Here is a 25668-nt window from a genome sequence, read left to right as displayed (position 1 = left end):
CTTCAATTGCAACGTTTAATTGTTGCTGAAGAGCCTGAATTTGCTCATCAATAGCTTTCAAGCTAATTTCTTTCTCAATATAGTCACGTTTCTCTTTGATACTGCGAAAGCCTTCATTTACATATACGGACACTTGCTGCATCGACTCATCTTTATTTACCTTTAATTCTTCTTGTATTTGATTGTAAGGAGCCTCTATTTCAGTATATACATTTTGCAGAGCTTCCTTCTCAGCAACAATTTTCTCACGCCCTTGTTGCCATACAGAAATCGCCTGTTTTATTTCTTCAATAGAAGTTGCTTTCGATTTCCCCTTCATCGTTCCATACTCACGCTCAATAAACTGTTTATGTTTCTCAGATTGCTCTTTTAACATATTAACTGTTTTCGGAAATATAATTGCTGTAGAAAGCGTCGCTTCCACTTTCGTTTCATGAATGAACGCCGCTTCTGTATGCGTCATAATTTGAGATCCTAAATAAAACGTAATAGAACACATACACGGCAATATAAGCATCTTTTTAAAATTCCGCGGTCTTTTCAGCATCTTAATCTCCCCCATCGAACATTACGTTCTTTATACAGAACATTATCTATATTATAGTAAAGAACTATTAAAATTGATAGACAAATACTAGAAAAATAGAAAAAGGGCTATCCATGTGATAGCCCTTTTTGTTATTATCTTTCTTCACCTGCTGTTTGTTGTGCATCAAACGTCCAATTTAATTGTAACTTATCGCCTTGGAATTGATTTTGATCTTTTCCATTATCAACGAACTCAAATTTCACTTTGAATTTATCAGATTTACCTGCTGAAATACCTTTTTCATCCCAGAACCAAGCCGATAAATCATTATCTACAGCTGTAAGTGTGTCACCTTTTAATTTATCTAAAGTAGTTTGTTTCACAATTGTCTCATGCTTATCTACATTTTTTAAGAATGTTACTTTAATATGTTTACCAAAATCATCTTTATTATCTTTCTTTACATCTTCTACATTATAATCTGTTTTCAGTAGAACCTTTTTAATATCTAAAGAGCCTTTATTTTCTAGTTTAAATTCTTTTTCAATTGTATCCCCAGGTTTTAAATTCGATACGTTAACAACTGTTGATGGATTTAATGCTAAATCCAGTGTCCCAGCCGCAAATGTATTGTTTGACACTTCTTTATCACTGAAAAACGCAAATGTTCCTCCACCAACTAACGCTGCTCCTAGTACTGCTGATGTAATACCCATTCCTAATTTTTTCTTTAAAGTCATGTCCATATCCCCTTAATATATATATTTGTTAACTTCCTAAACGGAAAGTATAACCAAACGAACTAGACGGATTGTTCTACTTTTTTATCTTTCTTTTCTCCGTCAATGCTACGAATAGCCCCAAAAATAGAAATCGCGGAATAACCAAGTAAAAAGACTCCTGGAATAATAAGAAGTAATGCTGCTCCCGCTTTTGAATTCGCATAATTCAGTAAATAACCAACGTACGGAACTGTAATATCTGCATACTTTCCAACTACATTTTCTGCAAGTACTGGCTCTAAATCTGGTCCGTTGTTGTTATCCCCTTTTGTTTCATACATTACTTTTCCATTTGTATCTTTCACACCGATAATACGGTGAGTGATAATTTTTTGATCTTTCTCTTTAAAGGTAATAACATCACCTTTTTGATATTTAGAACCATCTTTGTTTGGTTCTATTGCAATGATTGATCCTGTTAAAAACGTCGGCTCCATTGATCCTGAAAGAACACTCTTAAATTGGTATCCCATCACTGTCGGATCACCACCGCTCGCTTTTGAAGAAATAACTACAAAAGCTAAAAAAACCATCAATGCAAATAAAACAAATGAGATTGCGTTGCTAATTACCTTCCAAATTAATTTCATCGTCTCTCTCCCTCTCCGTTGTTTTATATTATTTGAAGTATGCAATGTTCATTTTGTTCTTTAACAAGAACACAAGTAAATGATATAACGAACTTTAAGTTATTGCAATAAGAAAATTTACAATTATTAGTTAAATGTCTCTTTAGTATAAAAAAAGACTGTGACAAAATCTCTCCACAGTCTTTTTACTACTACGTTATTTTTCTTCTGTTTTCATTCCTTTTGTATTTCGGCGTAGCACTACATATAAAATGGCTCCAAATAATACAATTGCGCCTATCCCAACACTTATTACTTTCACATTTGACTCTTTTTCTTCAGATGCAATTGTATCTTTTTTAGGCATCGCAAAAGTGACATCTTCTGTTGAAAGAACATTTACCGTCGCAATTGTTTGATTATTTTTCGTAATATCAACTGCACCAACTACCTCACCACGATGTATTCCTTTATGATACAAAGATTCTTTATCTAATGAAGCTGCCCGGAAAATAGTTTTCACATTTTTCCCTTCATCTTTCTTAAGCATAAGTTCTGCACTTTTTTCCAACTCAGAACTAACATCTTTATTTAAATATGTTGTTTTTTGATGCCAATTATGTTTATCGAGCACTGTTTGCTTCGTAAATTGACCGAAAGAATAATCCGCCATTTGCTTCAAATCTTCATAAATTTCAGGTCTTTGAGAAGCCATTACTACATTTATAATACGATTTCCATCTTTCTCATTTAATAAAACAAGTGTATTACGCGCTTCATTCGTAAACCCCGTCTTACCACCAATACTATATGGATTTTCAAAATAAGTAGATTTATTAAAAATAGACACCGTCTGGCTAGACGTCGTAACTGTCGTTCGTTTCGTATTCATCGCTTGTAAAATTTCAGGATATTTTTGCACACCTCTCGTAATCATAGCCATATCATACGGCGTCGTATAATGGTTCGGATCATGCAATCCATTCGGTGTTACAAAGTGGCTATCTTTCGCCCCTAATTGCTTCGCTTTCTCATTCATCATATTGGCGAAATTCTCAACACTCCCGCCAATCCGCTCCGCAATCGCATACGACACATCATTCGCACTCAGCACCATTAAAATCATAAGCGCAGTATTTCTATTAATTGTCTCTCCAGGTTGAAACTCAATTTGATAATTACTCTTCTCTTGATCTAACGCTAATTGTGAAAATGTAAATTGATCCTCTGGCTTCGTATGCTCCATGAGTAAAATCGCTGTTAACACTTTCGTCGTACTAGCAGGAAATGCACGGTGATATGCGTTTTTGTCATACAAAACATCTCCTGTTTTCGCATCGATTGTCGTTGCAAACTGACTAAAAACATTCGGTCCTTCCACAGGTGGTGGTGCAACTTGTTCTGGATTTACTCCAATATTCGTCTCAGCACGCAATGTCATAGGTGTCAACAAAAACAAACAAATAACTGTAATAAAAACCAAAATTTTCTTAAAATTTACCATATGACTCTCCCTTTTCCATTTACTCCCCTAACAAAATAATAAATCTACCAATCATATGTAATTTGTATTAAACTGGAAGAATTTTCACTATTTTTTACTATATCATATTTTTACGATGAAGAACATAAATATACAATAAAAATAAGAAGGAATTACTCTTTCTTATCCTTCTCATCAATCAACGAATCTATTAACTTTTGACTAGCTTCCTCGGGCGTAATCTCATCCGTTATCCCCATAAACGACCAACCTTTAGAATCAACCCACTCAACAAACTCTTGTAAAAATTCATCATGTGTAACATCCACATCAAGAATCGATCCATTAATCGAAATCGTTCTATTTTTAGACACGCGCATCTTGAACGTTTTTCTTACCATTACAACTTTTCTCCCTCTACTTCTGAATATTTATAAAGTGAAACTTTCATCAACCCTCACTAATCGGACTTTTACGGGCAGCCCGACTCCAACCTAACTTCTTTGCTTTTGCTGAATTTCGAGGTAAGGGATCTTACTGCCCGCAAATAGCGAGATAAAATAATCATGTATCTCTGTTATACATGATTTTCAGTAAATTGTAAAAAGGATATATTGGCCAATTTAAATAGCAAAAATGAAAATCTCTTACCTACGTAAACGTAATACGACATACAATCGCTCATAAATTATTAAATAAATCCATAAAAATATACACTTTAAAACATAATTGAGTAAGCCATTCTAGTCTTTTGGAAGATATTATCTAAAATAGTATACTAAACGGATAAAGGATATTTGAATAAAGAAACTGAGGCTTTCTATTTAGCTGGACTCTTAAGTTGTAGACTTAGAGACTTATGCCGGAATTCATATTTAATTTCTATTTCTGTACATAATATCGTAAGAAAGAAGGTAGTACTGTGAAAACAACAGAAAATTTTACTGACAGGGCCGATATATATGCAAAATATCGCCCTAGTTATCCTAATGAATATATTGATTACTTGCTTTCAGCTAACCAACTGAAAGGGAATCGGATTGTGGCTGATATTGGTTCAGGTACGGGGATATTTAGCCACCAGCTGCTTGAAAGTGGTTTACATGTTATTGGAGTTGAACCAAATGATGATATGAGGAAGATCGCTGAGCAATCGTTAAAACTATATTCTCGTTTTCAATCCATAAAAGCAACTGCTGAACATACCACTTTAAAAGAAAATAGTGTAGATTTAGTAACTGTTGCCCAAGCATTTCATTGGTTTAATAAAGAGGCTTTCAAAATCGAATGCCAACGAATTTTAAAACAAAAAGCAAATGTTGCTCTTGTTTGGAATAGTAGAGATTTAACTAGTCCACTTATTAAAGAGAATGCAGAAATTTGCCAGAAAACCTGCCCAAACTTTAAAGGCTTTAGCGGTGGAATAGATGAAAATCCAGAAGTATTTAACAGCTTTTTTAAAGATGGAAAGTATGAGTTTAAAGAATATCAAAATGATTTACTTTTTGATTATGAAAGGTTTTTGGGAAGAAATTTATCAGCGTCTTATGCTCCGAAAGAAAATGACGAACAGTATAAAAACTTTATTTTTCTCCTATCAGATCTATTCGAAAAATACAGTGAAAATGGAAAAATTATTCTCCCGAATTTAACGCGAAGCTATCTAGGCAATGTATAAACAGCCTGATACAAAGAGACTTTGATCGAAATTAAAACAAGCCTAGCCCCTTCCTGAATGTAGAACGGGGTTAGGCTTGTTTTGCATTTTACCACATCAAATTCAAATGACTTTCGTACAATAAAGTAGAATCTATTAGAAAACACCTTAAACTGAGGAGGAACTCAATGGCGCGTTGTACGTATTGTAAAACGAAATGGAAAGTAAAAGATGTATGGTCGATACTCATGACATTTGAAAAAGATTGTCCGTATTGTTTTGGGAGGCAATATCTATCAAAGAAAACAGTGAACGCTATGCCAGAACTTATAAGCTTACCTTTACACTTCTTGTTCCCTTTTCTTGTTGATTTGAGTGATGAAGGTCCTTTCGATTGGTATCGGAAATAATATAACCTCTACATCCAAAGACTACTTTCTACTAAATTCGCTTCTCATCATTATCCCTTCATACATTACTCTCATAATCGCTTATACTTTCCCTTTTAAAGATCCCATAGCTCAACAGGAAGAGCGTCCCCTGAACAAGATTTATCAATTATGACTTTAATTAACGATGATATATTGTATACTGTTAAACATAAAAAGTTAGCATTAAGTTCCAATTAAATATTAATTGAAACCCAACACTACTTGTATTCTGAATTACAGAATACAAGTAGTGTTTTTTATTATGCATTTTTGCATACAGTATGATTTTTTCTTGTAAATAGATAATAATGGTATATAATAAAATCAACGTTTTACCAATAAAAGGTAATAAAGAGTGGTGGAATAAGCAAATAACCAAAACATATTAACAGATTTGTTCTATGTAAATCATGATACATATATGGAATCAAAACTATGAAATTTTATGTAGAGGTTAGATTACTACAAGATGAAAGATTCATAGCGAATACACTCGAGGAAAAAAGCGTTCGATTAGATTAATGTTATAAAACTACTTAATGTGATATCTATGGAACGAATTGAGAATATACTTAGGGGGAATTTCAAGTGAAAACATTTGGTAAAGTATTATTAACAGGAGCTTTAGCTTTAGGTGGTTTAACAGCTATGAACATTGATACACCGAAGGCACATGCTGACGGAGCAAGCGAGTTCTGTCGTTATATTTGTGGTCCTAGCGAAACGTTGGATGGTGTTACAGTTCAAGTACACGCTACAGAATATAGCTTTGGTCAAAACGTAATTGCAAGAATTACAAATGAACGAGCTGAAGATATTCATTACAATGTCAGCATCGAGAAAAAATATGGCGATAACTGGGGAGAATATGATACTTTCTTCCATTGGCAAAATCAATGGGTTCCAGCTGGAAGTAATGATGAAATTTCTACTTTCACAGGATATGGCGAAAACATTTCAGACAATGGAACATATCGCTATAAAGTTGAAGTTGTAAGTGCTGACGGTTCTGTAGATACAATTTACACAGCAGGAATGACAGTTACAGGACGATAGCTCATGAACGAGCTCCATTATTTATGATTGTATTTTTGATGATATCATTGATAATTGCAGTGATATTATTATTATTATTGAAATAAGCTCTTCGGGGCTTATTTTTTATATACAAATCGGAATGATAATATCCAGAAAATTACATCTTTACACTATTAAAGTTTGTTGCTATTATAGGAATACATCGAATGTTACAATATTCAATAAATTATACAAATCCTTCGATTACACGAATGTAATGAAAACACATTGCTGATCGTAATATTTATAATTGGGATCCCGTAGCTCAGCAGGGAGAGCGCCACCTTGACAGGGTGGAGGTCGCTGGTTCGAGGCCAGTCGGGATCATAGGAAAAACCCCTTGATATTCAAGGGGTTTTCTTTATGTAGCAAATAAATGATTATTATTAAAACTAAATTCCCCCCCCTACTTCTTGTCTTCATTTTGGAGAAAGACATAAATTATATCAATCATCGCTCTGCGTTGTTCGCCAGAACTCGATTCTTTACTCTCTTTTGGGATCTTTTTAAAGTTCTCTTTGAAAAATAGCTTAATACAATAATTTATATATAAAAATTATCGTAACAACAAAAAACTACATAGATTAACTATGTAGTCTTTTTAAATATGAATAAACCAATCTTATTTTTCCCCTAACTTGATTGCCCTTTTGATATTACTAAATGCGCCTTTACCATATAATAATACGCCACCGCGGTAAACACGACTCGTTAAACCAATCATCATACATATTGTTGCGATTAGAATCGCTAATGCAAGCGCAATCTCCCATACTGGGATATTGAGGAATCCAATTCGAACGAGCATAACAATAGGAGTAAAGAAAGGTATATAACTAGTAATGGTAACAACCGTGCTACTTGGATTTGACATTCCATAAAGTGCGATATATAAAGCAGCAATTAACATAAATGTTAACGGCATAACAGCTTGAGAAGATTCCTCTATACGACTAATAATAGAGCCGAGTAGACAAGATAATGAGCCATATAATAAGAATCCTAATGTGAAGAATAGAATCCCATACACCACTAAAGTAGGAGCAATAGAATTAAAATCAATACTGTTTAAAATATCATTTTCCGAATCATTAACTGATGTTTTATACCCAACAGTTGCGACCGAACACCAAATTATGATTTGCGTAATACCTGCTGATAATGTTGAAAATAGCTTCGCATATAAATGTTTGGTAGGCGAAATACTTGAAACAACTAACTCCATGACACGAGAAGATTTCTCTGTTGCAACATCTGTAGCTAATTGTGCAGCATACAATAATATCATTAAATAATTTAGCATGATAAAGGTATTAATTAAAATCCCTACACCCTCTGTATGTTTTCCATCTTTAACCTTATCTGATATAGTTTTGGTATGAATTTCTACTGGCATTGTTAACACCTTTAATTCATCTTGTGATAGATTTAATTGCTGCGCGAAATTAGAAGATTGTATTTGAGATAAAATCGTTTGAACCTTACTAACATCTTGCTGATTTGTATCTGTCTCAGTTATATACGTAGCCTTTAGTTGCTTATTATCCAATTCCTCTACAACGATTGCATATGTATAATCACCATCTTTAACACCTGATTCTGCTTTTTGTTTATCCGTACTATGTTTAACATGTATCTTACTATCGACATTTTTAAACACTTGTTGAATTGTTGTATATAATTCTTCTTTTTCTGTAACAACGACAACTTGCTCTTCCTCGTTACCTACAAAATAGTTATAAATTTTTTCAAAATTCATCATTCCTATAATTAACATAGAAATCATGATTGTAATAACAATATATGATGTAGCTTTTACCTTAGATTTATAGTTTTGTAAAAAAATCGTCCAGAAACTATTCATGCTGTGCACCTACTTTCTCAATAAAGATGTCATTTAATGTAGGTTCTTCTACTGCGAATTTTTTAACAAAATCTAATTTCGTTATCTCTTTAAATAAAACATGCGAAACTTCTTCATATGAAATTTTAAGAGTAACTGCATTTTTACGTTTCTTCATACTTTCTACACCTTTTATTTCTTTCAAATGATCAAAGTCATGATCGCCAACGATTACAACATTCTTTTTACCAAAGTCACTTTTAATTTTGGCAATATCTCCTTGAACAACAGGTACTCCTTTGTGCATGATACAAATGTGTTGGCATAACTCTTCCACATGTTCCATACGATGTGAACTAAAAAGTATCGACGCCCCTTGTTTTTGCATATCAAGAACAGCTTCTTTTAACATTTCAACATTTACTGGATCTAAACCACTAAATGGTTCATCTAAAATTAAAAGTTCAGGCTTATGTATAATCGCTGTTATCAGCTGAATTTTTTGCTGATTCCCTTTTGAAAGTTCTCCTACCTTTTTGTTCAGATGCTCAGTAATATTAAAACGCTCCAGCCAATAGTGAAGTTCTTTTTCTGCATCTTTACTTTTCATGTTCTTTAATTTTGCAAAAAAATTAACTTGTTCTTTGACAGTCATTTTCGCATAAAGCCCACGTTCTTCGGGTAAATACCCAATCTTATCCGTTACATCATAATTTATAGGTTTACCATTCCATGAAATGGTCCCACTTGATTTCGATAAAAGTCCAAGTATCATTCGAAATGTAGTCGTTTTACCTGCTCCATTCCCGCCCAAGAATCCAAATATTTCACCTTTTGGTATCTCGATATTCAAATTATTCACTGCAACATGCTCGTCAAATTTCTTTGTTAAATCTTTAATTAGTAAACTCATTATCCACACCCTTAATTCTCAAGATGATTTATTTATACAATTGTATATCCATAGTCAACTACAATATTTTGCCCTCTAATGGCGTCACTCTTATAAGACATTAAAAATAAGATGACATTTGTAGAATCTGAATTCCCAAAAAATTCTCTATATGGAATCTTTTTTAATAACTTATTTCCTTCAAAGGACTTCAAATAGCTTTCGTTATTATCGTTTATGCTATAGGATAGTGAATTGTATACCACTGTAATGATTCATTTTTTATCTTTCAAAAATGAATCATTACCAACAAATGTTATATTTCGCATTATAAGGTTAGCATAAGATTTTAAATATTTAATATGCAATTCTGCATATTTTAATACTCTCAATTATTTACATAGTGTTTGACCATCTTTATTTAAAGCAGCCCCCACATTTACAAAATTCACTTAAAACAAGAATTTGTTTATCCATACTTTTTCTATAATTTTTCATGGAAGAACTGAAATTAATTAGTACCCCTGTTAAACACCTAAATCTGATACTTAAACTAACTAATCTTCTTCTAATAAATTGTTGTCTTATTTAACTTCACAATTAATAGTATCCAGCAGGCATAGTCACAACATCTTCGTACACCTCCTCATTAAAGCTGAAGGAACACTAATTAAAATCTGGTCCAGAAATTTTACCTTTCTACGTTACAGGATCCGCATAAGAAAACATAGAATACAGTACCTCCTCTGTTACAACTAGCTTTATGTCTTGAATTCAAAAAACATAATATCTAATTTATATAATTAACTTCGTGCGTTCAAACCTCTCCAGGTTCATAAAAAAGAGACACCATATCAACCTTCTACGTGATATGGTGTCTCTTTTTATCTAATTCAATCACTTTCCACCAAACATCTTCTCCAACGACTTCGCATTAGCAAACAATACTTCTTTCAAGTTATCATCTGCAACGATTTTATAATCGCCATCTTTGTTTTTCTTTAAGTTCAAGGTAACTTCGCGAGTTGCCATTGCTGCATCTTTATCCGTTAAGTTTTTGATGATAGTTGAGGTCATTGTTTTTTCGATCGCTTTTTCAGATTGTTCTTTGTCTTCGCTAAATGCGCTAGCGAAAGCCATTGGCATAACTTCTCCCACTGCTTTTGTTACAGCAACGGATAGATCAGCAGATGTAATTTTCACTTTCACTTCTGCTTTGTCATCCTTTTTCGATACTTCTTCTATCTTTTCAAATTTAAAGTTCTTTGTAATTGCACTTAGCATTGCTTTTGCCTCAGCATCATCTGTTTTTTCATTTAGTTTATTAAATTCCTTGTCACTCTCAACAAATGTACGAGCCTTTTCTACATCACCTTTTTGTATCGCTGTTAAAAATTCTTCTGTAGTATCTTTCGGATTTGCACACCCTGCTAAAACACCTGCTGTTAATCCTACTACCATCATTAATAGCAATAATCTCTTTATCTTTTGCACGCTCATTCTCCTCTTATCTTTTCTAGTAAGTCAGCATCATACAATATTATGAAACTGACATTACAAACATTTTTTAGTATAACATTTATATGATTCGTTTTCTATTAATTCCCAAAAGATAAAGGACCTTGCAGCATTCCTACAAGGTCCCTCTTCTATCAATCCGTATCCGTAGCACAAATGAACCACATTTTCTGTTCCCTACTATCTAACACCATCCAAGTAGCATCCCATGCAACATCGTAAAACCAATCTGTCCAAGGGCAATAGCTTTCGAACACTTTAATATCTTCATAGCGATCTTGGAACATATATTGACATACATTCACTGCTAATTGTTTTGCGATAACTGGTCGTTCCTTAAATCCTTCATATGCCCCGCCCGACAAAATTTGAGCGGCAATGCTACCATCAAGCATGACTGCCCATCGCTCTTTAAAATGCAACTTATATTTTTCTGACGTATGTATTTTTAACTCTTCTAAGCTATTGATTATATCTAAAGAGTTAAAGATTCTTCTAAAGAAGTGCTCGTGTCCATCTTTCCAATATGGTATTTCTTTGAAAAAATTTTCGTTATGTACTTTAACAGCTTATAACCGCTCCGCCATTTACGTTTTGTTCCTTAAATGTATGTATGAGTTTCTCAATAGATGAGTCATTCGTTTCTATTTTTTCAAACGTTCCTGCTTTCCATCTCATAACGCCCACTACTCTCTATTAAAAATTTGTTTCTTCATTATAAATAGCAAAATAAAAACCAGCAACTTTAAGGTTGCTGGCTTATCTCTTATTCATATTCGAAAAAACAATAACAACTGCTCCAATTATATAATGCCCTGCTACCATCCACATAGTCCGATCAAAGATCATAAGCGATAACCAAAGCGATATATTAATAGCAGCAAATAATACATATAACATGAAGTCTCTCTTTTGTAGCACCTCTCGATTCATCAAAATATAAATTGCACCGATTGGCGGAAGGATGAAGCAAAGGAAAAAGACAAATATTTTTCTTAACGACCACGGATATGAAGTTACTGTCTGCATATGAATCTCCTTTTCATCATAATACTTGCTTCAACATCGGCCTCACTACCCTATATTTATCACTATAAGCTTCCTTTATGATTAAAGGCGGGTAATCACTTTTTTCTTCCTCAATCATTGTGAATACTTCTGTTTTCTCTTGTAATGTATTAGATTCTTTATTTTTAGTAGGTTTTTTACTTGTTTTAATTTTCTTTGTTACTTCGCCAAGTTTTTGCCCAACTTCTTCTATTTTGGCAGATTCATTCGTAACATAGTATTCTTGTTCGTCCCATACTAACATAGGTGGCACTTGTTCTCGTTTGTTACATATTATATAAGTAGTACTAGCTACAAGTAGTAGACAAGTTAATAAATAGAAGATAGTTTTTTTATTCATATACTACACTCCTTATCTATCATTTCATTGGATTATATAATATAAGCTATTTATAGTAAATGGATTTAGTGGTAATTTTTAGGTTTAATAATAAAAAAACCTTACCGCAGTAAGGTTCCGTTTTTACATTCTATAGTGACCGACTTATTAAAACAATCATTACAATAATCGCAATAAACATAATAACTAAACAGCCGATCATTTTATAAAATCCTCGTTTCGTTAACGTCCCGCCTTGAACGTCTTTACGAATAAATAAGAATACAGCTAAAAATAATACAAGCCCAATGCCAAAAGCATACATCATTTGCATATATTAATCTTCCTTTCTCTCTTCCATCTTAATATCTTTTTGCCAAAACAACAAATGAGATAAAGACGGTACTCATTGTAAGTGCCATAAGTATATTCAATAATTCAGTAGCAGATAGTGTAAGTATTTTTAAGTTTAAGCCGATAGAGAAAAGAAGATAATATGCTGTTAATGCAAAAAAGGTTACAAACATTCCTTTATAACGAATAAGTTTCATTCGCTCGTCTTTTTCTTTAAATTGCGGGTGTAAGTAGCTTAGACAGAAACTCATAATCATCATTCCAAGCAATGGATACGTTATAGCTGGTGGTGCAGAATGCGTCATTATACCTGTTAATATCATAAATCCACTCATAAATAGAAAAATAACACCCATAATTACAAAGTACTTTTGTGAATAATTCATCCCTATTCCCCCTCTTCTTTTCCTTCATAAATAAATACATGTTCTATCGTTGTCTGAAATGTTTTCGCTATTTCAAATGCTAGCGGAAGTGATGGATCGTATTTCCCTTTTTCAATTGAGATAATGGTTTGTCTGGAAACCCCGAGTTTCTCAGCCAGTTTTTCTTGAGATAGTCCAAATTTCTTTCGGTATTCGACCATTTTATTTTCCAAGGAAATTTCTCCCTCCTCCCATATATCGAGTATATATGTAAAGTAAACTTTACGTCAAGGTTCCTTTACATTCATCCTAATCATTTTTCACTCTATTTATATAGAAGAAACTTGTTCGATTTCAGCACGTCTATTTTGTAATAAAACATGGAACACTGTATGTAATCGTTACTATATTTCCTCCTCAACTTTTTTTAAATTTAATATCTTCATATTTGTTTTATCCTTTTAAAACATTTCATTCTCTTCTTTATTAGATGAAATGTGTTATTGGTTTTACGGTGTTTTTTGGCATATTTATAGAAACTAACGGGTTATGAACCATTTTTTATGTTTAACAACTTTTTTTGTAGAAATCCTTCATTTTCCTTTCGATAGTTAACACTATCGAAATAAAGTTTACGCTAAATTCATAATTTTTTATTTTTTATACTATATTCCGTTATATTGTTGTATAATATCTATGAAAGCGCTTATTATTTCAATATACATAATTCAAACTAATTTTTATCAAAACATTCTAATTATTTTTCCTATATTTAAATGCAACAATTATAGCTATTAGTATAGGCATACCAAATATATCCACCCCATTTTTCTGTAAAATTACTTTATAAAGTGAAAGATTAACTTGGGTGATAAGTTATTGTGAATGTTTTTTTACAAAACAGATAAGTAATAGTGTTTGGTATTATGTAAATTATTGTAATAACATAAGAGTAAAGAAAACATTTACATTGATTATTGATTCATTACTTATTGAAAAAGAGCAAAATGCACCTTTGTATGGAAAAGGATTATATGCATTGGGAGGTTTAAACAAATGACGAGGAAGAATACAACGACAAACCCTTGGGCCAAGTTCCACGGTCCGAACCTTGGTTATGTTATTGAGCAGTATGATCTTTACGTAACTGGAGCAGGTTCTGTTGATCCGGAATTACAAGAGCTTTTTGAAATTTTTGGAGCTCCTTCGTTTCAAGATGATGTCGTAACAGGGGACAACACAGCAACACATTTTTCTCCTCAAAACACAGGTAACATTGAAAAGATTCTTAAAGTCGTTCAACTTGTTGAGCAAATTCGTTCTTTCGGGCACACGTTGGCTCACATTAACCCGATGGAAGATGCTGCAAATGGACAATCACTTCTTGAGAAAGCAATGAGTGAACTGAGCGATGCTGACTTGAAAGCGATTCCAGCGAAAACAGTATGGCAAGATGCACCAGAAGGTATTCACACTGCACTTGATGTAATTCATAGATTAAAAGACGTTTATACAAAATCTTTAGCTTATGAATTTTCTCATATACAAGATAGTGAAGAACGCGCGTGGTTGCATCAAATGGTGGAATCAAATTCATTGCGTCAACCACTATCAAATAAAAAACGAACTGCTCTTTTAAAACGTTTAACAGCTGTTGAAGGTTTCGAGCAATTCTTGCATAAAACATTCGTTGGGCAAAAACGTTTCTCTATCGAGGGCGTTGATATGCTTGTACCTGTTTTAGATGAAATTGTTCTAGAAGGTGCTAAGAACGGCGTAGAGGATGTCATGATTGGTATGGCTCACCGCGGTCGTCTAAGCGTACTTGCTCACGTATTAGAAAAACCATATAGTCACATGTTTGCTGAGTTCAAACATGCAAAAATAGAAAGCGCAGTAGCCAATTCTGGCTGGACTGGCGACGTAAAATACCACTTAGGTAGAGAACAAGTCGTTAGTAACGAAGAAGTTAGCACTCGCGTGACATTAGCAAATAACCCGAGTCATCTTGAGTTCGTGAATCCTGTAGTCGAAGGTTTCGCACGTGCTGCTCAAGAGAATCGTAAAAAATCTGGTCTTCCAGATCAAGACACTTCAAAATCATTCGTAATTTTAGTTCATGGTGATGCTGCATTCCCTGGTCAAGGTATTGTATCTGAAACGTTGAACTTAAGCAGATTGAACGCGTATCAAACAGGCGGAACGATTCATGTTATCGCAAACAATGCAGTTGGTTTCACGACTGATAGCTATGATTCTCGTTCTACGAAATATTCAAGTGACCTTGCAAAAGGTTTCGATATTCCGATTGTTCACGTGAACGCTGATGATCCAGAAGCTTGTCTTGCAGCTGCTAACCTTGCGATTCAATATCGCATGTTGTTCCAAAAAGACTTCTTAATCGATTTAATCGGTTACCGTCGATATGGTCATAACGAAATGGATGACCCAGCGGTTACGCAACCACAAGTGTACAAAAAAATTAAAAACCACCCTACTGTAAGAGCAATTTACGCAGATCAATTACAAGCTGCTGGTGTTCTAAATGCAGATGAGGTTGAAACAATTACACAGTTTATACAAGAGCAATTAAAATCCGATTATGCACAAGTACCACCAGCTGATACGAGCGATGCAACAATTCACGTTAAAGTGCCAGATGTTGTTGCAAAAGGTATTCAACCAATCGATACTGGTATTGAACTTGACTCACTTCGTGCAATTAACGAAGGTCTACTATCTTGGCCAGAAGGATTTAACGTATATCCAAAAGTGAAGAAAATTCTTGAGCGCCGTAAAGATGCTCTTGAAGAGAACGGTAAAATTGAATGGGCACTTGCTGAATCGTTAGCATTCGCTTCTATTTTACAAGAAGGTACGCCAATTCGTTTAACTGGTCAAGATTCACAGCGTGGTACATTCGCACACCGTCATATCGTACTGCACGATACAGAAACAAATGAAACATATTCACCATTACACCGTTTACCAAACATTAATGCTTCATTCTCTGTTCATAACAGTCCGTTATCAGAGGCTGCTGTTGTTGGTTACGAATATGGTTATAACGTATTCGCTCCAGAAACTCTTGTTATGTGGGAAGCGCAATATGGTGACTTCTCAAATACTGCGCAAGCATTATTTGATCAATATGTTTCAGCTGGAAGAGCAAAATGGGGTCAAAAATCTGGTTTAGTTCTTCTATTACCACACGGTTATGAAGGTCAAGGACCAGAGCACTCTAGTGCACGTCCAGAGCGTTTCTTACAGTTAGCTGCTGAGAATAACTGGACAGTTGCAAACTTAACGAGCGCGGCACAATACTTCCATATCCTACGTCGTCAAGCATCTATCTTAGGAACAGAAGCTGTTCGACCATTAGTACTGATGACGCCGAAGAGCTTGTTACGTCACCCACTTACGCTTTCAACTGCTAGCCAGTTAAGCGAAGGACGTTTCCAACCTGCTTTAGAACAAGAAAACCTTGGTATGAAACCAAATAAAGTAAAACGTCTTGTTTTAAGTACAGGTAAAATGGCGATTGACTTAGCAGCAGAAATCGAGTCTGGTAAACACGAGTACAGCTTAGACGAAGTTCATGTCGTTCGTATTGAGCAATTGTACCCATTCCCTGCTGAGAAAGTTCAATCTATTATTAAACGCTTTAAAAACTTAGAAGAAATCATTTGGGTTCAAGAAGAACCTCGTAATATGGGCGCATGGCATTACATGGCTCCAATTCTGTTCGAACTTGCTGGAGATAAAGTGAAAACAGGTTACATTGGACGTCCTGATCGCTCTAGTCCATCTGGCGGCGATCCATTCGCACATAAAGCTGAGCAAGAGCTAATTGTTGCACATGCTTTAGATGTGAAGTATAACTTCCGTCAAGATAAACAAGAAATTGAAGTTTACAGCAACTAAAAAGTAATAATGAAGATTTCTAGCTTGATCTTGGGCAGATATTCTGCCCAAGGCCCGGCTAACAAATGGAGATTACCGAAGACAAAAGAAGAAAAAACACACCGTTAGGCAAATAAGGGGAGGACATTTAAAATGATCGAAATTAAAGTACCTGAGCTTGCAGAATCTATTACCGAAGGAACTATTTCACAATGGCTTATCAACGTAGGCGACAAAGTTGAGAAAGGTGGCAGCGTTGTTGAGCTTGAAACTGATAAAGTCAATGTAGAAATCATTGCAGAAGATTCAGGTATTGTATCGAAGTTACTAGGCGAACCTGGGGATACAGTTGAAGTTGGCGCAACTATCGCAATTTTAGATGCTAATGGAGCACCAGTTGCAGTAAGTACACCTGCTCCAGCTGCTGAGCAACCAAAACAAGAAACAGCTGAAGCACCGAAAGCTGCAGCTCCAAATGCTGAACAAACTACGGGTCTACAAGGCTTACCAAATACGAACCGTCCTATCGCATCACCAGCTGCTAGAAAAATGGCTCGTGAATTAGGAATCGACTTAAACGACGTACGTAGCACAGATCCACTTGGACGCGTGAGACCACATGATGTACAAGCTCATGCTGCAGCACCAAAAGAAGCACCAGCTGCTCCAAAGAGTCCAGCTCCTGCTCCAGTTGCAAAAACTGAATTCGAAAAACCAGTTGAGCGTGTGAAAATGTCCCGCCGCCGTCAAACAATTGCAAAACGTCTTGTAGAAGTTCAACAAACATCTGCAATGTTAACAACATTTAACGAAGTTGATATGAGTGCGATCATGGAATTACGTAAAGAACGCAAAGATGCTTTCGAGAAAAAACATGATGTACGTCTTGGCTTCATGTCATTCTTCACAAAAGCAGTTGTTGCAGCATTAAAACAATTCCCATTATTAAATGCTGAAATTCAAGGTGACGAGCTTATCATCAAAAAATTCTATGATATCGGTATTGCAGTAGCAGCTCCAGATGGATTAGTTGTTCCAGTTGTACGCGATGCTAACCAATTAAACTTCGCTGAAATCGAAAGCGAAATTCGTAATTTAGGTATGAAAGCACGCGATAACAAACTTTCATTAAAAGAACTACAAGGTGGTACATTTACAATTACAAACGGTGGTGTATTCGGTTCTCTAATGTCAACACCAATCCTAAATAGCCCTCAAGTTGGTATTTTAGGAATGCATAAAATCCAAGTACGCCCAGTTGCAATTGATGCAGAACGTATGGAAAACCGTCCGATGATGTACCTTGCACTATCTTACGATCACCGTATTGTTGATGGTAAAGAAGCAGTTAGCTTCCTTGTTGCTGTTAAAGATATGCTTGAAGATCCAAAATCATTATTATTAGAAGGTTGATAGATTTTTAACCTATTAAAGGCTGTAGAATGAATCATTCTACAGCCTTTTTTTATTGTGTTCATACGGGACAAATTTCATGACATAAAGTAATAATGTATGCCTAAACGTAAGGAGGATTAAAATGAATAACCTTCCAATTCATGCAAAACTTAAAGTAAATAAGGATACTTTCTTCCTCCCCGATTCAAACGGGGGTGTCTATTTTCGAAATAACGCCAGTTCATTTCGCATGGACGGTGCTGGAATTTATGACTGGATTGAAAAATTAATGCCCATGTTTAACGGTAATTATTCTTTAGCAGAAATAACTGATGGACTCCCTCTCCCCTATCAAAATCGTGTATTTGAAATTGGAGAGGTTTTATATGAAAATGGTTTCGTTCGCGATGCAAATCAAGATGCACCTCATGAATTAAACAGTACATTACTCGACAGATATGCTTCACAAATTGAATTTTTAGAAGCTGATTCTCATTCAGGTGCTTTAAAATTCGAAACGTACCGCGGGGCAAATGTACTTGTACTTGGTTCTGGGGATATGCTTACTTCCTTAGTTTCTTCTTTGTTAGAATCTGGTTTACCTACATTTCATTACCTCGTTACAGATCGTGATGAAACAAACTATGACAGAATACATGAGCTAATAGAACGTGCATATGAAGTTGATAACAATGTACTTGTTCAAGAAATCGATACTACAATTGACCGTCCCTTGCATGAAGTATTCGAACCTTTTGATTGGATTTTATATGTTTCTCAAAATGGAGACATTGATGGTTTACAAACAGTTCACACTATTTGTAGAGAAACGAAAAAGAATTTCATACCAGCTATTTGTTTATCTACACTCGGTATAGCTGGGCCTGTCGTAACGGAAAATCGTGATGAATGCTGGGAATCCGCATGGCATCGACTACATGAAACGACTTTACAAAATGAAAATTCATCGGATTCCTTCTCACCAATTACATCTGCAATGTTAACAAATGTAATCGTTTTTGAATTATTTAAGCATGTCGCAGATGATTCACATCGGGAAAAAGAAGCACAATTCTTTTTATTAAACTATGAAACACTCGAAGGAACGTGGCATTCTTTTATAAAACATCCTCTTGCAACTGATGAAAGTTTTACAATTGATACGATAGAAAATCTTTCTGAAAAACTTGAGCATCGGTCGAACCAACATACTTCAACTGATGTATTCCGATTTTTTGACTCACTAACTTCTAAAGAAGCCGGTATATTCCATGTATGGGATGAACAAGATTCATATCAATTACCGTTATCACAGTGCTATATTCAAGTAGCCACTCCACTATCAGATGGCCCAGCTCCCCTTCTGCCTCTTATGACTTGCAGTGGATTGACTCATAATGAAGCACGCCGAGAAGCTGGTTTAACAGGAATTGAAACATATGTAGCAGAAATCATTCACCGCCTTATTCCTGAACATAACGATATCGGTATCGGTGCTGGAGAAACGATGACAGAAGGATTTTACCGGGCACTACAGCAACATTTAAACAATAAACTGTATGAGCGGCAGTCACATACGCTAGAAGAACTTACAACTGTTGATTTAACTGATATTCAAGATAAACATTGTAGATTTTATTACGATGCTCTCTCTACAATCCATGAAACACCTCAAATAGCAATGAGCGAAGAGATTCTTAGTTTTCCTGTCGTTTGGATCGGTATAAATGATAGATGGTACGGTGCATCTAATATAAATATGACGTTAGCGTTACGAAACGCACTACAACTATCACTCTTTCACATTCAAAATGAAGAAATTCCTTACAGAGCTAATATTTTGTATGACTCATCTATTATTTTATATGACACTGATTCTTTTAGGGTGGAGATACAAGCGGAAGAAGAAATTCCAAGTGCGCAATCTTTACAGCTTGCCTTACAGCATTTAGAAGAACATAATTTTTATCCCTTCGTGTTTGATTTAGCAATCGAACCATTTTTGAAAGAAAACTTAGACAGTGTGTATGGGGTATTAATTGCAAAGGAGGACGGTTTATGATTCAAAATATATTGCTTATAGGAGATGGCCTACTCGCAGACTATGTACATGATCAATTATGCGAACAATATTCCATCATTCGTCAACATACCCTTACAGAAGAACTCCCTGAAAATATTCATCTCGCTCTCGTATTACATGACGGATCTCCTTCTACTATTCATCATGATGCCGAACTTATTTTTCGCTCAAATCATATTCCGTGGCTTCGTGGTTTCACTTCATTTGGCGAAGGTATTATCGGTCCTTACATTCATCCTCTTACGCCCGGATGTTCCCATTGTTCTGATGGACGCCGTTTTATCGCTGGCTTTGATCAAAAAGAAATGTGGGAACTACAGCGGAAATATGCCTTTAAAGCCGAAAATGGAACGAGGCGTGATGTACGTGCCACCCAAAATGGAATGTTACAAATGTGCCATCTTATTTGTGCCGAAACAGAAAAAATATTAACTCATAACCATTCTTCTTTAGAAAATGAACTTATTTTACTAAACTTACAAACATTACAATGTACGCGGCATTCTTTTCTTCCAGATCCTCTCTGTCCTGTATGTAGTAGTTTACCTGATGATACTGCGGATGCGGCGGAAGTTTCTTTACAACCGAGTTTAAAAGTAAGCACCGAAACGTATCGCTGCCGTTCCATTCATGAATTAAACACATTTTTAACGAGAGACTATTTAGATTATCGGGTCGGTATGTTGAACGGCAAAATGCAGCATTCTTTATTACCATTCGCTGACGTCATTATAAACATGCCATTAATGTTTGGAAATGAAGGTGTTGCAGGCCGAACTCATTCATTTGCAGTGAGCGAAGCAACTGCTATTTTAGAAGGTTTAGAACGCTATTGCGGTATGTCGCCTCGCGGGAAAAAGACAAATGTACATGGTAGTTTTCATGATTTAGAGGAACATGCACTAAATCCCCTCACACTCGGTGTACATACAAATGAACATTACAATCGTGATAACTTTCCATTCAAGCCGTTTGATTCTAATTATGAGCAAAACTGGGTATGGGGATATTCTTTATCACAAAACAGACCGCTTTTAGTTCCTGAATCAATTGCTTATTATAGCCTTGGTCATCGAGATGCTTTCGTGTATGAAACATCAAATGGATGTGCAATTGGCGGTAGTTTAGAAGAAGCGATTTTTCACGGCATTTTAGAAATTGTAGAGCGTGATGCCTTCTTACTCACTTGGTATGCCGAATTACCTCTTCCCCGCCTTGATCTTAATTCAGCAAACGATACAGAATTACAATTAATGATTCAGCGGTTACGTACGATTACCGGGTATGAATTACACGCTTTTAACGCGACGATGGAACACGGCACTCCTAGCTTATGGGTAATTGCAAAAAATACGCGTGAAAATGGAATGAACGTTGTTTGTGCGGGAGGCGCTCATTTAGATCCTATTCGAGCTTTAAAAAGTGCCATTCAAGAAATAGCAGGCATGTTACTTATAACAGACGATGAGCTCGAGCACAAAAGAGAATACTATGAAAAATGCTTACAAGATCCTTATTTCGTTAATAAAATGGAAGACCATAGTATGCTGTACGGATTGAAAGAAACGGAAGAACGTCTTCACTTCCTTTTACGAGAAGATGCACCGGTGCAAACGTTCCAAGAAATGAATGTATCACAATCATTTGATATGGATTTAACATCCGATCTCCACCAACTTTTAAATCGTTTGCATCAATCTAATCTTGAAATAATCGTTGTAGATCAAACCGTTCCCCTTATAGAAAAGAACGGACTACACTGTGTAAAAGTCATTATTCCAGGCATGTTACCGATGACATTCGGCCATCACCTTACTCGTGTTACAGGATTAGATAGAGTCTATACCGTACCGATGACACTTGGATATAGCGCTGAACCGTTAACAAATGAACAATTAAATCCACATCCGCACCCGTTTCCATAGTAAAGGAGGGATTTCATGCAGCTAGATACTTTTTTACATCATCTCCATTTCTCTATTGATGAAATTATGCCGAATCATGAGGTGGACTGGAAAGACGCACCGCTTCCTTATAAATTATATCGAAATGTACCTACCATCCCGCTCTCCTTAGAAATCCCGTTATCTTTATCGAACTCTTCTACTACACCTACTCTAAATGAGATTGGTCACTATCTTTGGTATTCATTTGGTGTAACACAATTATGTCAGCTAAATAGCGAGAGAAATGTATTACGCAGATCCATTCCTTCAGGCGGTGCTTTATATCCGAATGAATTGTATATCTATTTAAAGATTGACGATTATCCAGACGGCATTTACCATTATGACGCCGCGCATCACCGACTTATTTTACTTCGCGAAGGAAATTTCGATTCTTATTTAGCAGACGCACTCGGTAATCGCTGTAATATACATGATTGTTTCGGTGCCGCATTCGTATCCACTATGTTTTGGAAAAACTTCTTTAAATACAATAACTTTTCATATCGCCTTCAAGGATTAGATAGCGGGGTTCTCATTGGACAATTACTAGAATGTGCAAAACAGTTCGGTTATACGAATGGCGTATACTTTCAATTTCTAGACCGTGCACTGAATCATTTACTCGGATTGTCAGAAGTTGAAGAAAGTGTGTATGCCGTCATTCCTTTAAGTACAGAACCAGAAACTAATTGGTTTCACAATGATTACCGTGAAAATAAAACAGTTACTTCTCATGAGTTGTTGCAACAAATTCCGCCGTTAGCACATGAACATTTCGTTCGCTCAAAACATGTAAATGAACATCCGATGATAACAAAAATAAATGAAGCTTCTATGATTGAATCGACAGCACACTTCCAAACACTACATCATGAAGAGCACTATCAACATAATACGTACGCTGTACAGCTACCGAAAGTAGAACGGTTATCGTATGATTTCCTACAACTTTGTAAAAAACGATATTCTCCTGATGCGGACTTTATTTTAACGAAATGGGATGCAGCTGAGCTCGCTACTTTACTACAAGAAGCGAGCCTCTCCTTCCCCTATTACAGCGACCTTGATGGTAAGTATGTAAATGAAAATGCACGCGTCTCATTATATGGATGTTTCTATAACGTAAAAGATATAGAAAACGGTGCTTACACTTATAACAGGAAAACACATTCCATACAACCAATTCGGTATGGGGACCTTCGTTATCTCCTTCAATCTAGTATGACGATGGATAACGTAAACCTTTTTCAAGTACCACTTTGCTTACATGTAGTCGGAAAGAAAGATTACTATACAAATGCATTAGGCTATAGAGGATACCGTATTCACCAAATGGAAGCTGGTATCCTCGTTCATAAACTCGTTTTTGCTGCAACTGCTATGGGGATGGGTGGGCATCCTTTACTAAGTTTTGATACAAATTCATGTGATCAATTGTACGGAATTGATGCTGGGAATGAAACATCTCTTATTCAAGTTCCAGTTGGGGCATATCGGGCGCGGAATTGGTTAAAAGGGGCTTTGCATAGTTAAAAGCACGCCGATGGACGGCGTGCTTTTTTTAAAGGATTTAATTTATAAAAAGAGAAATGAGTATATATTCTTACATAAAAGGAGAATTTAACTTGAACATTTTACAACGGTTAATTCAGCAAGCAAAAAATCCTAGCGGAACAATTGGTTCCTCCATGCTTTGTATTATGAACGCTGCACATACGAGATTAATAAATTGGGCATTACAGAAAGTACACATAAAGACAGATGCAGTCGTATTAGACATCGGCTGTGGTGGAGGCAAAACCATACACACTCTTTCAAAACGAACTCCACTTAGGGAAATATATGGGATTGATTACTCCGATCAAGCTGTGAAAAATTCTATACAGACGAATGCAAAAGATGTTCAAAAACAAAAAGTAATTGTTCAACAAGCAAGCGTTTCTTCTATTCCACATCATACGAACTTCTTCGATCTCATTACCGCCTTTCAAACTCATTATTTTTGGCCTGATGTTGAACAAGATATAAAAGAAGTATTTCGCGTCTTAAGATCAGACGGCTCCTTTTTATTAGTGGCTGAAACTTTCAAAATTCAATATCATATGGAGAAATGTAAAACGACTGAAGAATTAATAAACCTATTTTATAAGACAGGATTTAAAAGTGTGAAATGTTACGAAGAAAGAGGATGTCTTTGTGTAATAGGAAATAAGTAAAAAGGCAGACCTTTATGGGCCTGCTTTTTACTAGATTAACTTAAAAATACTCTTAATTTGTCTAGCAAACAACCAATTTTTCGTACCGTAGTTATCATTTAAACTATCTAAATTAATAGATTGTCCGTTAGCAAACTTTAATTCTAACGTTGTATTTTTGTCATTTGTTTTTAAATTACTATTTGTAATATCATCATACTTTAATTTTTCAATCTCAATATATTCGTCTTTTTCTTGTCCGATCACGACATGGTCTTGGAAGAAGAAAAATACTTCTACTTTTTTACCGAAACAAAATACATTTTTCGTATAAATTAATGTCGCGTTATCAAGTCCGACACATACTTCTTTCATTTCTTCCACAACGTGTCCAAAGTCTTCTTCATGTCTTGTATTTGATTCAACAATCCATTCTTCGATTGTTTTCATATTAATTGCCATACTGCGCCCCCTGGTTCGTTCATTGCTTCGTTTAAAAAATAAATACTATATGAAAATATAAGCGATTAGTAATATGTTTTCAAGGGGGAACGGTATATTCAAAATAAAGTGAATCTTTAATCAATAGGGGTCTTCATCCCCACTGATTATTAGTTGAACCAATCTTTTGCGGGATAAAGTTAAATTTCAAAGTAATATAAAAGGAACACCAATTTCATTAAATTTTAAACGTTTGAACGAGGCATTCTTCCTCATCAATTAACTGCTCTTTCTCATCAAATTCAATGTTCAGTTCTTTATATACTTTCTTCCAAAACGACACTGCTGGTACATTTTTTACAAGTTCGATAACGAAATATTGTCCTCTTTTCTCTTCTAGTAAATTCTCAACAGCTTGTTTACCGATTCCTTTTCCTTTATATTGATTCAATATGAAAATATCATTAATACCAAAATCATTTTCCTTCTTCAAAAACGGACGTTCCAGTAGTAATAAGAATCCTACAATACTATGATCAACTTTTATAAAATACGGCGTGATTCCGTCATTTTTCCAAAACATATGCAAACCTTCGTATTCAAAAAATCCGTTCGCTCCGATAGTTATATTCATAGTGAACTTAGAAAGGTCATGAAGATATAATGCGTACAAATTACGTAATATTTCTTTTTCTGATTCTTGAATTTTTTGAAGTGCTACAATCATAAAAAACTCCCCTTCCTCATATGTAACTATTTCCCAACCCTCTTCATTCGACAAAAATGATAATTCCCCTTTAACAAAAAATAGCACT

At 35.1% G+C, this 25668-nt stretch carries 24 protein-coding genes, 1 tRNA gene and 1 pseudogene; 10 read left to right on the top strand and 16 right to left on the bottom strand.

What is annotated here, in order from left to right; genetic code table 11:
• The 5 genes from MR170_RS13580 to MR170_RS13560 all read right to left on the bottom strand — a co-directional run.
• The coding region (locus MR170_RS13580) for a DUF4047 domain-containing protein (protein WP_242308453.1) at positions 1 to 562 on the bottom strand (562 nt) is incomplete at its 3' end.
• Positions 563 to 681: 119 nt separating this feature from the next.
• Positions 682 to 1269, bottom strand: a complete 588-nt coding sequence (locus MR170_RS13575; RefSeq protein ID WP_000172852.1) for a CalY family protein — start codon at positions 1267 to 1269, stop codon at positions 682 to 684.
• A gap of 62 nt (positions 1270 to 1331) precedes the next feature.
• Entirely contained in the window at positions 1332 to 1901 is a 570-nt protein-coding gene (gene sipW / locus MR170_RS13570) for a signal peptidase I SipW (protein WP_000767802.1), read from the bottom strand.
• 196 nt (positions 1902 to 2097) lie between these two features.
• Entirely contained in the window at positions 2098 to 3384 is a 1287-nt protein-coding gene (locus MR170_RS13565; RefSeq protein WP_043936739.1) for a D-alanyl-D-alanine carboxypeptidase family protein, read from the bottom strand.
• Between the two features lie 152 nt (positions 3385 to 3536).
• Positions 3537 to 3764 (bottom strand): hypothetical protein, encoded by a 228-nt coding sequence (locus tag MR170_RS13560; protein WP_000251856.1) that lies wholly within the window; start codon positions 3762 to 3764, stop codon positions 3537 to 3539.
• Positions 3765 to 4285: 521 nt separating this feature from the next.
• Here MR170_RS13560 and MR170_RS13555 point away from each other — a divergent pair.
• The 4 genes from MR170_RS13555 (at position 4286) to MR170_RS13540 (ending at position 6855) form a co-directional block, all read left to right on the top strand.
• Complete coding sequence (locus tag MR170_RS13555) at positions 4286 to 5041, top strand: class I SAM-dependent methyltransferase (RefSeq protein WP_242308451.1); 756 nt, start codon at positions 4286 to 4288, stop codon at positions 5039 to 5041.
• Positions 5042 to 5208: 167 nt separating this feature from the next.
• Positions 5209 to 5430: a hypothetical protein gene (locus tag MR170_RS13550; protein WP_242308449.1), complete on the top strand. Its 222-nt coding sequence runs from the start codon at positions 5209 to 5211 to the stop codon at positions 5428 to 5430.
• A gap of 609 nt (positions 5431 to 6039) precedes the next feature.
• Positions 6040 to 6507 carry a DUF5065 family protein gene (locus tag MR170_RS13545; protein ID WP_242308448.1) on the top strand — a complete coding sequence of 156 codons (468 nt, stop codon included), beginning with the start codon at positions 6040 to 6042 and terminating at the stop codon, positions 6505 to 6507.
• A gap of 275 nt (positions 6508 to 6782) precedes the next feature.
• A tRNA-Val gene (locus tag MR170_RS13540) sits at positions 6783 to 6855 on the top strand.
• Positions 6856 to 7150: 295 nt separating this feature from the next.
• Here the strand turns inward: MR170_RS13540 and MR170_RS13535 are convergent.
• The 9 genes and pseudogenes from MR170_RS13535 to MR170_RS13495 all read right to left on the bottom strand — a co-directional run bounded on the left by MR170_RS13535 (position 7151) and on the right by MR170_RS13495 (position 13120).
• Positions 7151 to 8392, bottom strand: a complete 1242-nt coding sequence (locus tag MR170_RS13535) for an ABC transporter permease (RefSeq protein ID WP_048564898.1) — start codon at positions 8390 to 8392, stop codon at positions 7151 to 7153.
• Positions 8385 to 9284, bottom strand: a complete 900-nt coding sequence (locus MR170_RS13530) for an ABC transporter ATP-binding protein (RefSeq protein WP_242308447.1) — start codon at positions 9282 to 9284, stop codon at positions 8385 to 8387. The genes MR170_RS13535 and MR170_RS13530 overlap by 8 nt, the downstream gene beginning before the upstream one ends.
• 876 nt (positions 9285 to 10160) lie before the next feature.
• Positions 10161 to 10757, bottom strand: a complete 597-nt coding sequence (locus MR170_RS13525; protein ID WP_242308446.1) for a DUF5105 domain-containing protein — start codon at positions 10755 to 10757, stop codon at positions 10161 to 10163.
• Between the two features lie 158 nt (positions 10758 to 10915).
• Positions 10916 to 11459: pseudogene (locus MR170_RS13520) on the bottom strand (hypothetical protein).
• Between the two features lie 81 nt (positions 11460 to 11540).
• Positions 11541 to 11810, bottom strand: a complete 270-nt coding sequence (locus MR170_RS13515; protein ID WP_242308445.1) for a hypothetical protein — start codon at positions 11808 to 11810, stop codon at positions 11541 to 11543.
• Between the two features lie 16 nt (positions 11811 to 11826).
• Positions 11827 to 12189 (bottom strand): hypothetical protein, encoded by a 363-nt coding sequence (locus MR170_RS13510; RefSeq protein ID WP_200458408.1) that lies wholly within the window; start codon positions 12187 to 12189, stop codon positions 11827 to 11829.
• 130 nt (positions 12190 to 12319) lie between these two features.
• Complete coding sequence (locus MR170_RS13505; RefSeq protein ID WP_001178297.1) at positions 12320 to 12502, bottom strand: DUF3976 domain-containing protein; 183 nt, start codon at positions 12500 to 12502, stop codon at positions 12320 to 12322.
• Between the two features lie 28 nt (positions 12503 to 12530).
• On the bottom strand, positions 12531 to 12908 hold the full coding sequence (locus MR170_RS13500) for a hypothetical protein (protein ID WP_048564894.1): 378 nt from the start codon (positions 12906 to 12908) through the stop codon (positions 12531 to 12533).
• Between the two features lie 2 nt (positions 12909 to 12910).
• Positions 12911 to 13120 carry a helix-turn-helix transcriptional regulator gene (locus tag MR170_RS13495; RefSeq protein WP_000428506.1) on the bottom strand — a complete coding sequence of 70 codons (210 nt, stop codon included), beginning with the start codon at positions 13118 to 13120 and terminating at the stop codon, positions 12911 to 12913.
• Positions 13121 to 13943: 823 nt separating this feature from the next.
• Between MR170_RS13495 and odhA the strand changes: the two genes are divergently transcribed.
• The 6 genes from odhA to MR170_RS13465 all read left to right on the top strand — a co-directional run bounded on the left by odhA (position 13944) and on the right by MR170_RS13465 (position 24433).
• Positions 13944 to 16811 (top strand): 2-oxoglutarate dehydrogenase E1 component, encoded by a 2868-nt coding sequence (gene odhA, locus MR170_RS13490; protein ID WP_242308444.1) that lies wholly within the window; start codon positions 13944 to 13946, stop codon positions 16809 to 16811.
• Between the two features lie 132 nt (positions 16812 to 16943).
• Entirely contained in the window at positions 16944 to 18203 is a 1260-nt protein-coding gene (gene odhB / locus MR170_RS13485; RefSeq protein WP_000569892.1) for a 2-oxoglutarate dehydrogenase complex dihydrolipoyllysine-residue succinyltransferase, read from the top strand.
• Positions 18204 to 18327: 124 nt separating this feature from the next.
• Positions 18328 to 20247: a putative thiazole-containing bacteriocin maturation protein gene (locus tag MR170_RS13480; RefSeq protein WP_098628925.1), complete on the top strand. Its 1920-nt coding sequence runs from the start codon at positions 18328 to 18330 to the stop codon at positions 20245 to 20247.
• Positions 20244 to 22193, top strand: a complete 1950-nt coding sequence (locus tag MR170_RS13475; protein WP_242308443.1) for a TOMM precursor leader peptide-binding protein — start codon at positions 20244 to 20246, stop codon at positions 22191 to 22193. The genes MR170_RS13480 and MR170_RS13475 overlap by 4 nt, the downstream gene beginning before the upstream one ends.
• Positions 22194 to 22208: 15 nt before the next feature.
• Positions 22209 to 23750: a SagB family peptide dehydrogenase gene (locus MR170_RS13470; protein ID WP_242308442.1), complete on the top strand. Its 1542-nt coding sequence runs from the start codon at positions 22209 to 22211 to the stop codon at positions 23748 to 23750.
• 92 nt (positions 23751 to 23842) lie between these two features.
• Positions 23843 to 24433, top strand: coding sequence for a class I SAM-dependent methyltransferase (locus MR170_RS13465; RefSeq protein ID WP_242308441.1), 591 nt, complete (start codon positions 23843 to 23845; stop codon positions 24431 to 24433).
• 30 nt (positions 24434 to 24463) lie between these two features.
• On the opposite strand, the gene MR170_RS13460 is transcribed toward MR170_RS13465, so the two are convergent.
• Together MR170_RS13460 and MR170_RS13455 are read right to left on the bottom strand one after the other, a co-directional pair.
• Positions 24464 to 24874, bottom strand: coding sequence for a DUF3908 family protein (locus MR170_RS13460; RefSeq protein ID WP_000996808.1), 411 nt, complete (start codon positions 24872 to 24874; stop codon positions 24464 to 24466).
• Positions 24875 to 25091: 217 nt separating this feature from the next.
• Positions 25092 to 25580: a GNAT family N-acetyltransferase gene (locus MR170_RS13455; RefSeq protein WP_242308440.1), complete on the bottom strand. Its 489-nt coding sequence runs from the start codon at positions 25578 to 25580 to the stop codon at positions 25092 to 25094.
• Positions 25581 to 25668 lie beyond the last annotated feature (88 nt).

This window comes from Bacillus cereus group sp. BfR-BA-01524 (assembly GCF_022662595.1).
Classification (GTDB): Bacteria; Bacillota; Bacilli; order Bacillales; family Bacillaceae_G; genus Bacillus_A; species Bacillus_A thuringiensis_S.
Note: the sequence above shows the minus strand (reverse complement) of the source record. Positions and strands in the feature narration are given on the sequence as shown.

Bases quoted from the DNA above. Each gene is read 5' to 3' on its own strand.
- MR170_RS13575 (WP_000172852.1), bottom strand. From the start codon at position 1,269: ATGACTTTAAAGAAAAAATTAGGAATGGGTATTACATCAGCAGTACTA.
- sipW (WP_000767802.1), bottom strand. From the start codon at position 1,901: ATGAAATTAATTTGGAAGGTAATTAGCAACGCAATCTCATTTGTTTTA.
- MR170_RS13565 (WP_043936739.1), bottom strand. From the start codon at position 3,384: ATGGTAAATTTTAAGAAAATTTTGGTTTTTATTACAGTTATTTGTTTG.
- MR170_RS13560 (WP_000251856.1), bottom strand. From the start codon at position 3,764: ATGGTAAGAAAAACGTTCAAGATGCGCGTGTCTAAAAATAGAACGATT.
- MR170_RS13550 (WP_242308449.1), top strand. From the start codon at position 5,209: ATGGCGCGTTGTACGTATTGTAAAACGAAATGGAAAGTAAAAGATGTA.
- MR170_RS13535 (WP_048564898.1), bottom strand. From the start codon at position 8,392: ATGAATAGTTTCTGGACGATTTTTTTACAAAACTATAAATCTAAGGTA.
- MR170_RS13530 (WP_242308447.1), bottom strand. From the start codon at position 9,284: ATGAGTTTACTAATTAAAGATTTAACAAAGAAATTTGACGAGCATGTT.
- MR170_RS13515 (WP_242308445.1), bottom strand. From the start codon at position 11,810: ATGCAGACAGTAACTTCATATCCGTGGTCGTTAAGAAAAATATTTGTC.
- MR170_RS13510 (WP_200458408.1), bottom strand. From the start codon at position 12,189: ATGAATAAAAAAACTATCTTCTATTTATTAACTTGTCTACTACTTGTA.
- MR170_RS13505 (WP_001178297.1), bottom strand. From the start codon at position 12,502: ATGCAAATGATGTATGCTTTTGGCATTGGGCTTGTATTATTTTTAGCT.
- MR170_RS13500 (WP_048564894.1), bottom strand. From the start codon at position 12,908: ATGAATTATTCACAAAAGTACTTTGTAATTATGGGTGTTATTTTTCTA.
- odhA (WP_242308444.1), top strand. From the start codon at position 13,944: ATGACGAGGAAGAATACAACGACAAACCCTTGGGCCAAGTTCCACGGT.
- odhB (WP_000569892.1), top strand. From the start codon at position 16,944: ATGATCGAAATTAAAGTACCTGAGCTTGCAGAATCTATTACCGAAGGA.
- MR170_RS13480 (WP_098628925.1), top strand. From the start codon at position 18,328: ATGAATAACCTTCCAATTCATGCAAAACTTAAAGTAAATAAGGATACT.
- MR170_RS13475 (WP_242308443.1), top strand. From the start codon at position 20,244: ATGATTCAAAATATATTGCTTATAGGAGATGGCCTACTCGCAGACTAT.
- MR170_RS13470 (WP_242308442.1), top strand. From the start codon at position 22,209: ATGCAGCTAGATACTTTTTTACATCATCTCCATTTCTCTATTGATGAA.
- MR170_RS13460 (WP_000996808.1), bottom strand. From the start codon at position 24,874: ATGGCAATTAATATGAAAACAATCGAAGAATGGATTGTTGAATCAAAT.
- MR170_RS13455 (WP_242308440.1), bottom strand. From the start codon at position 25,580: ATGATTGTAGCACTTCAAAAAATTCAAGAATCAGAAAAAGAAATATTA.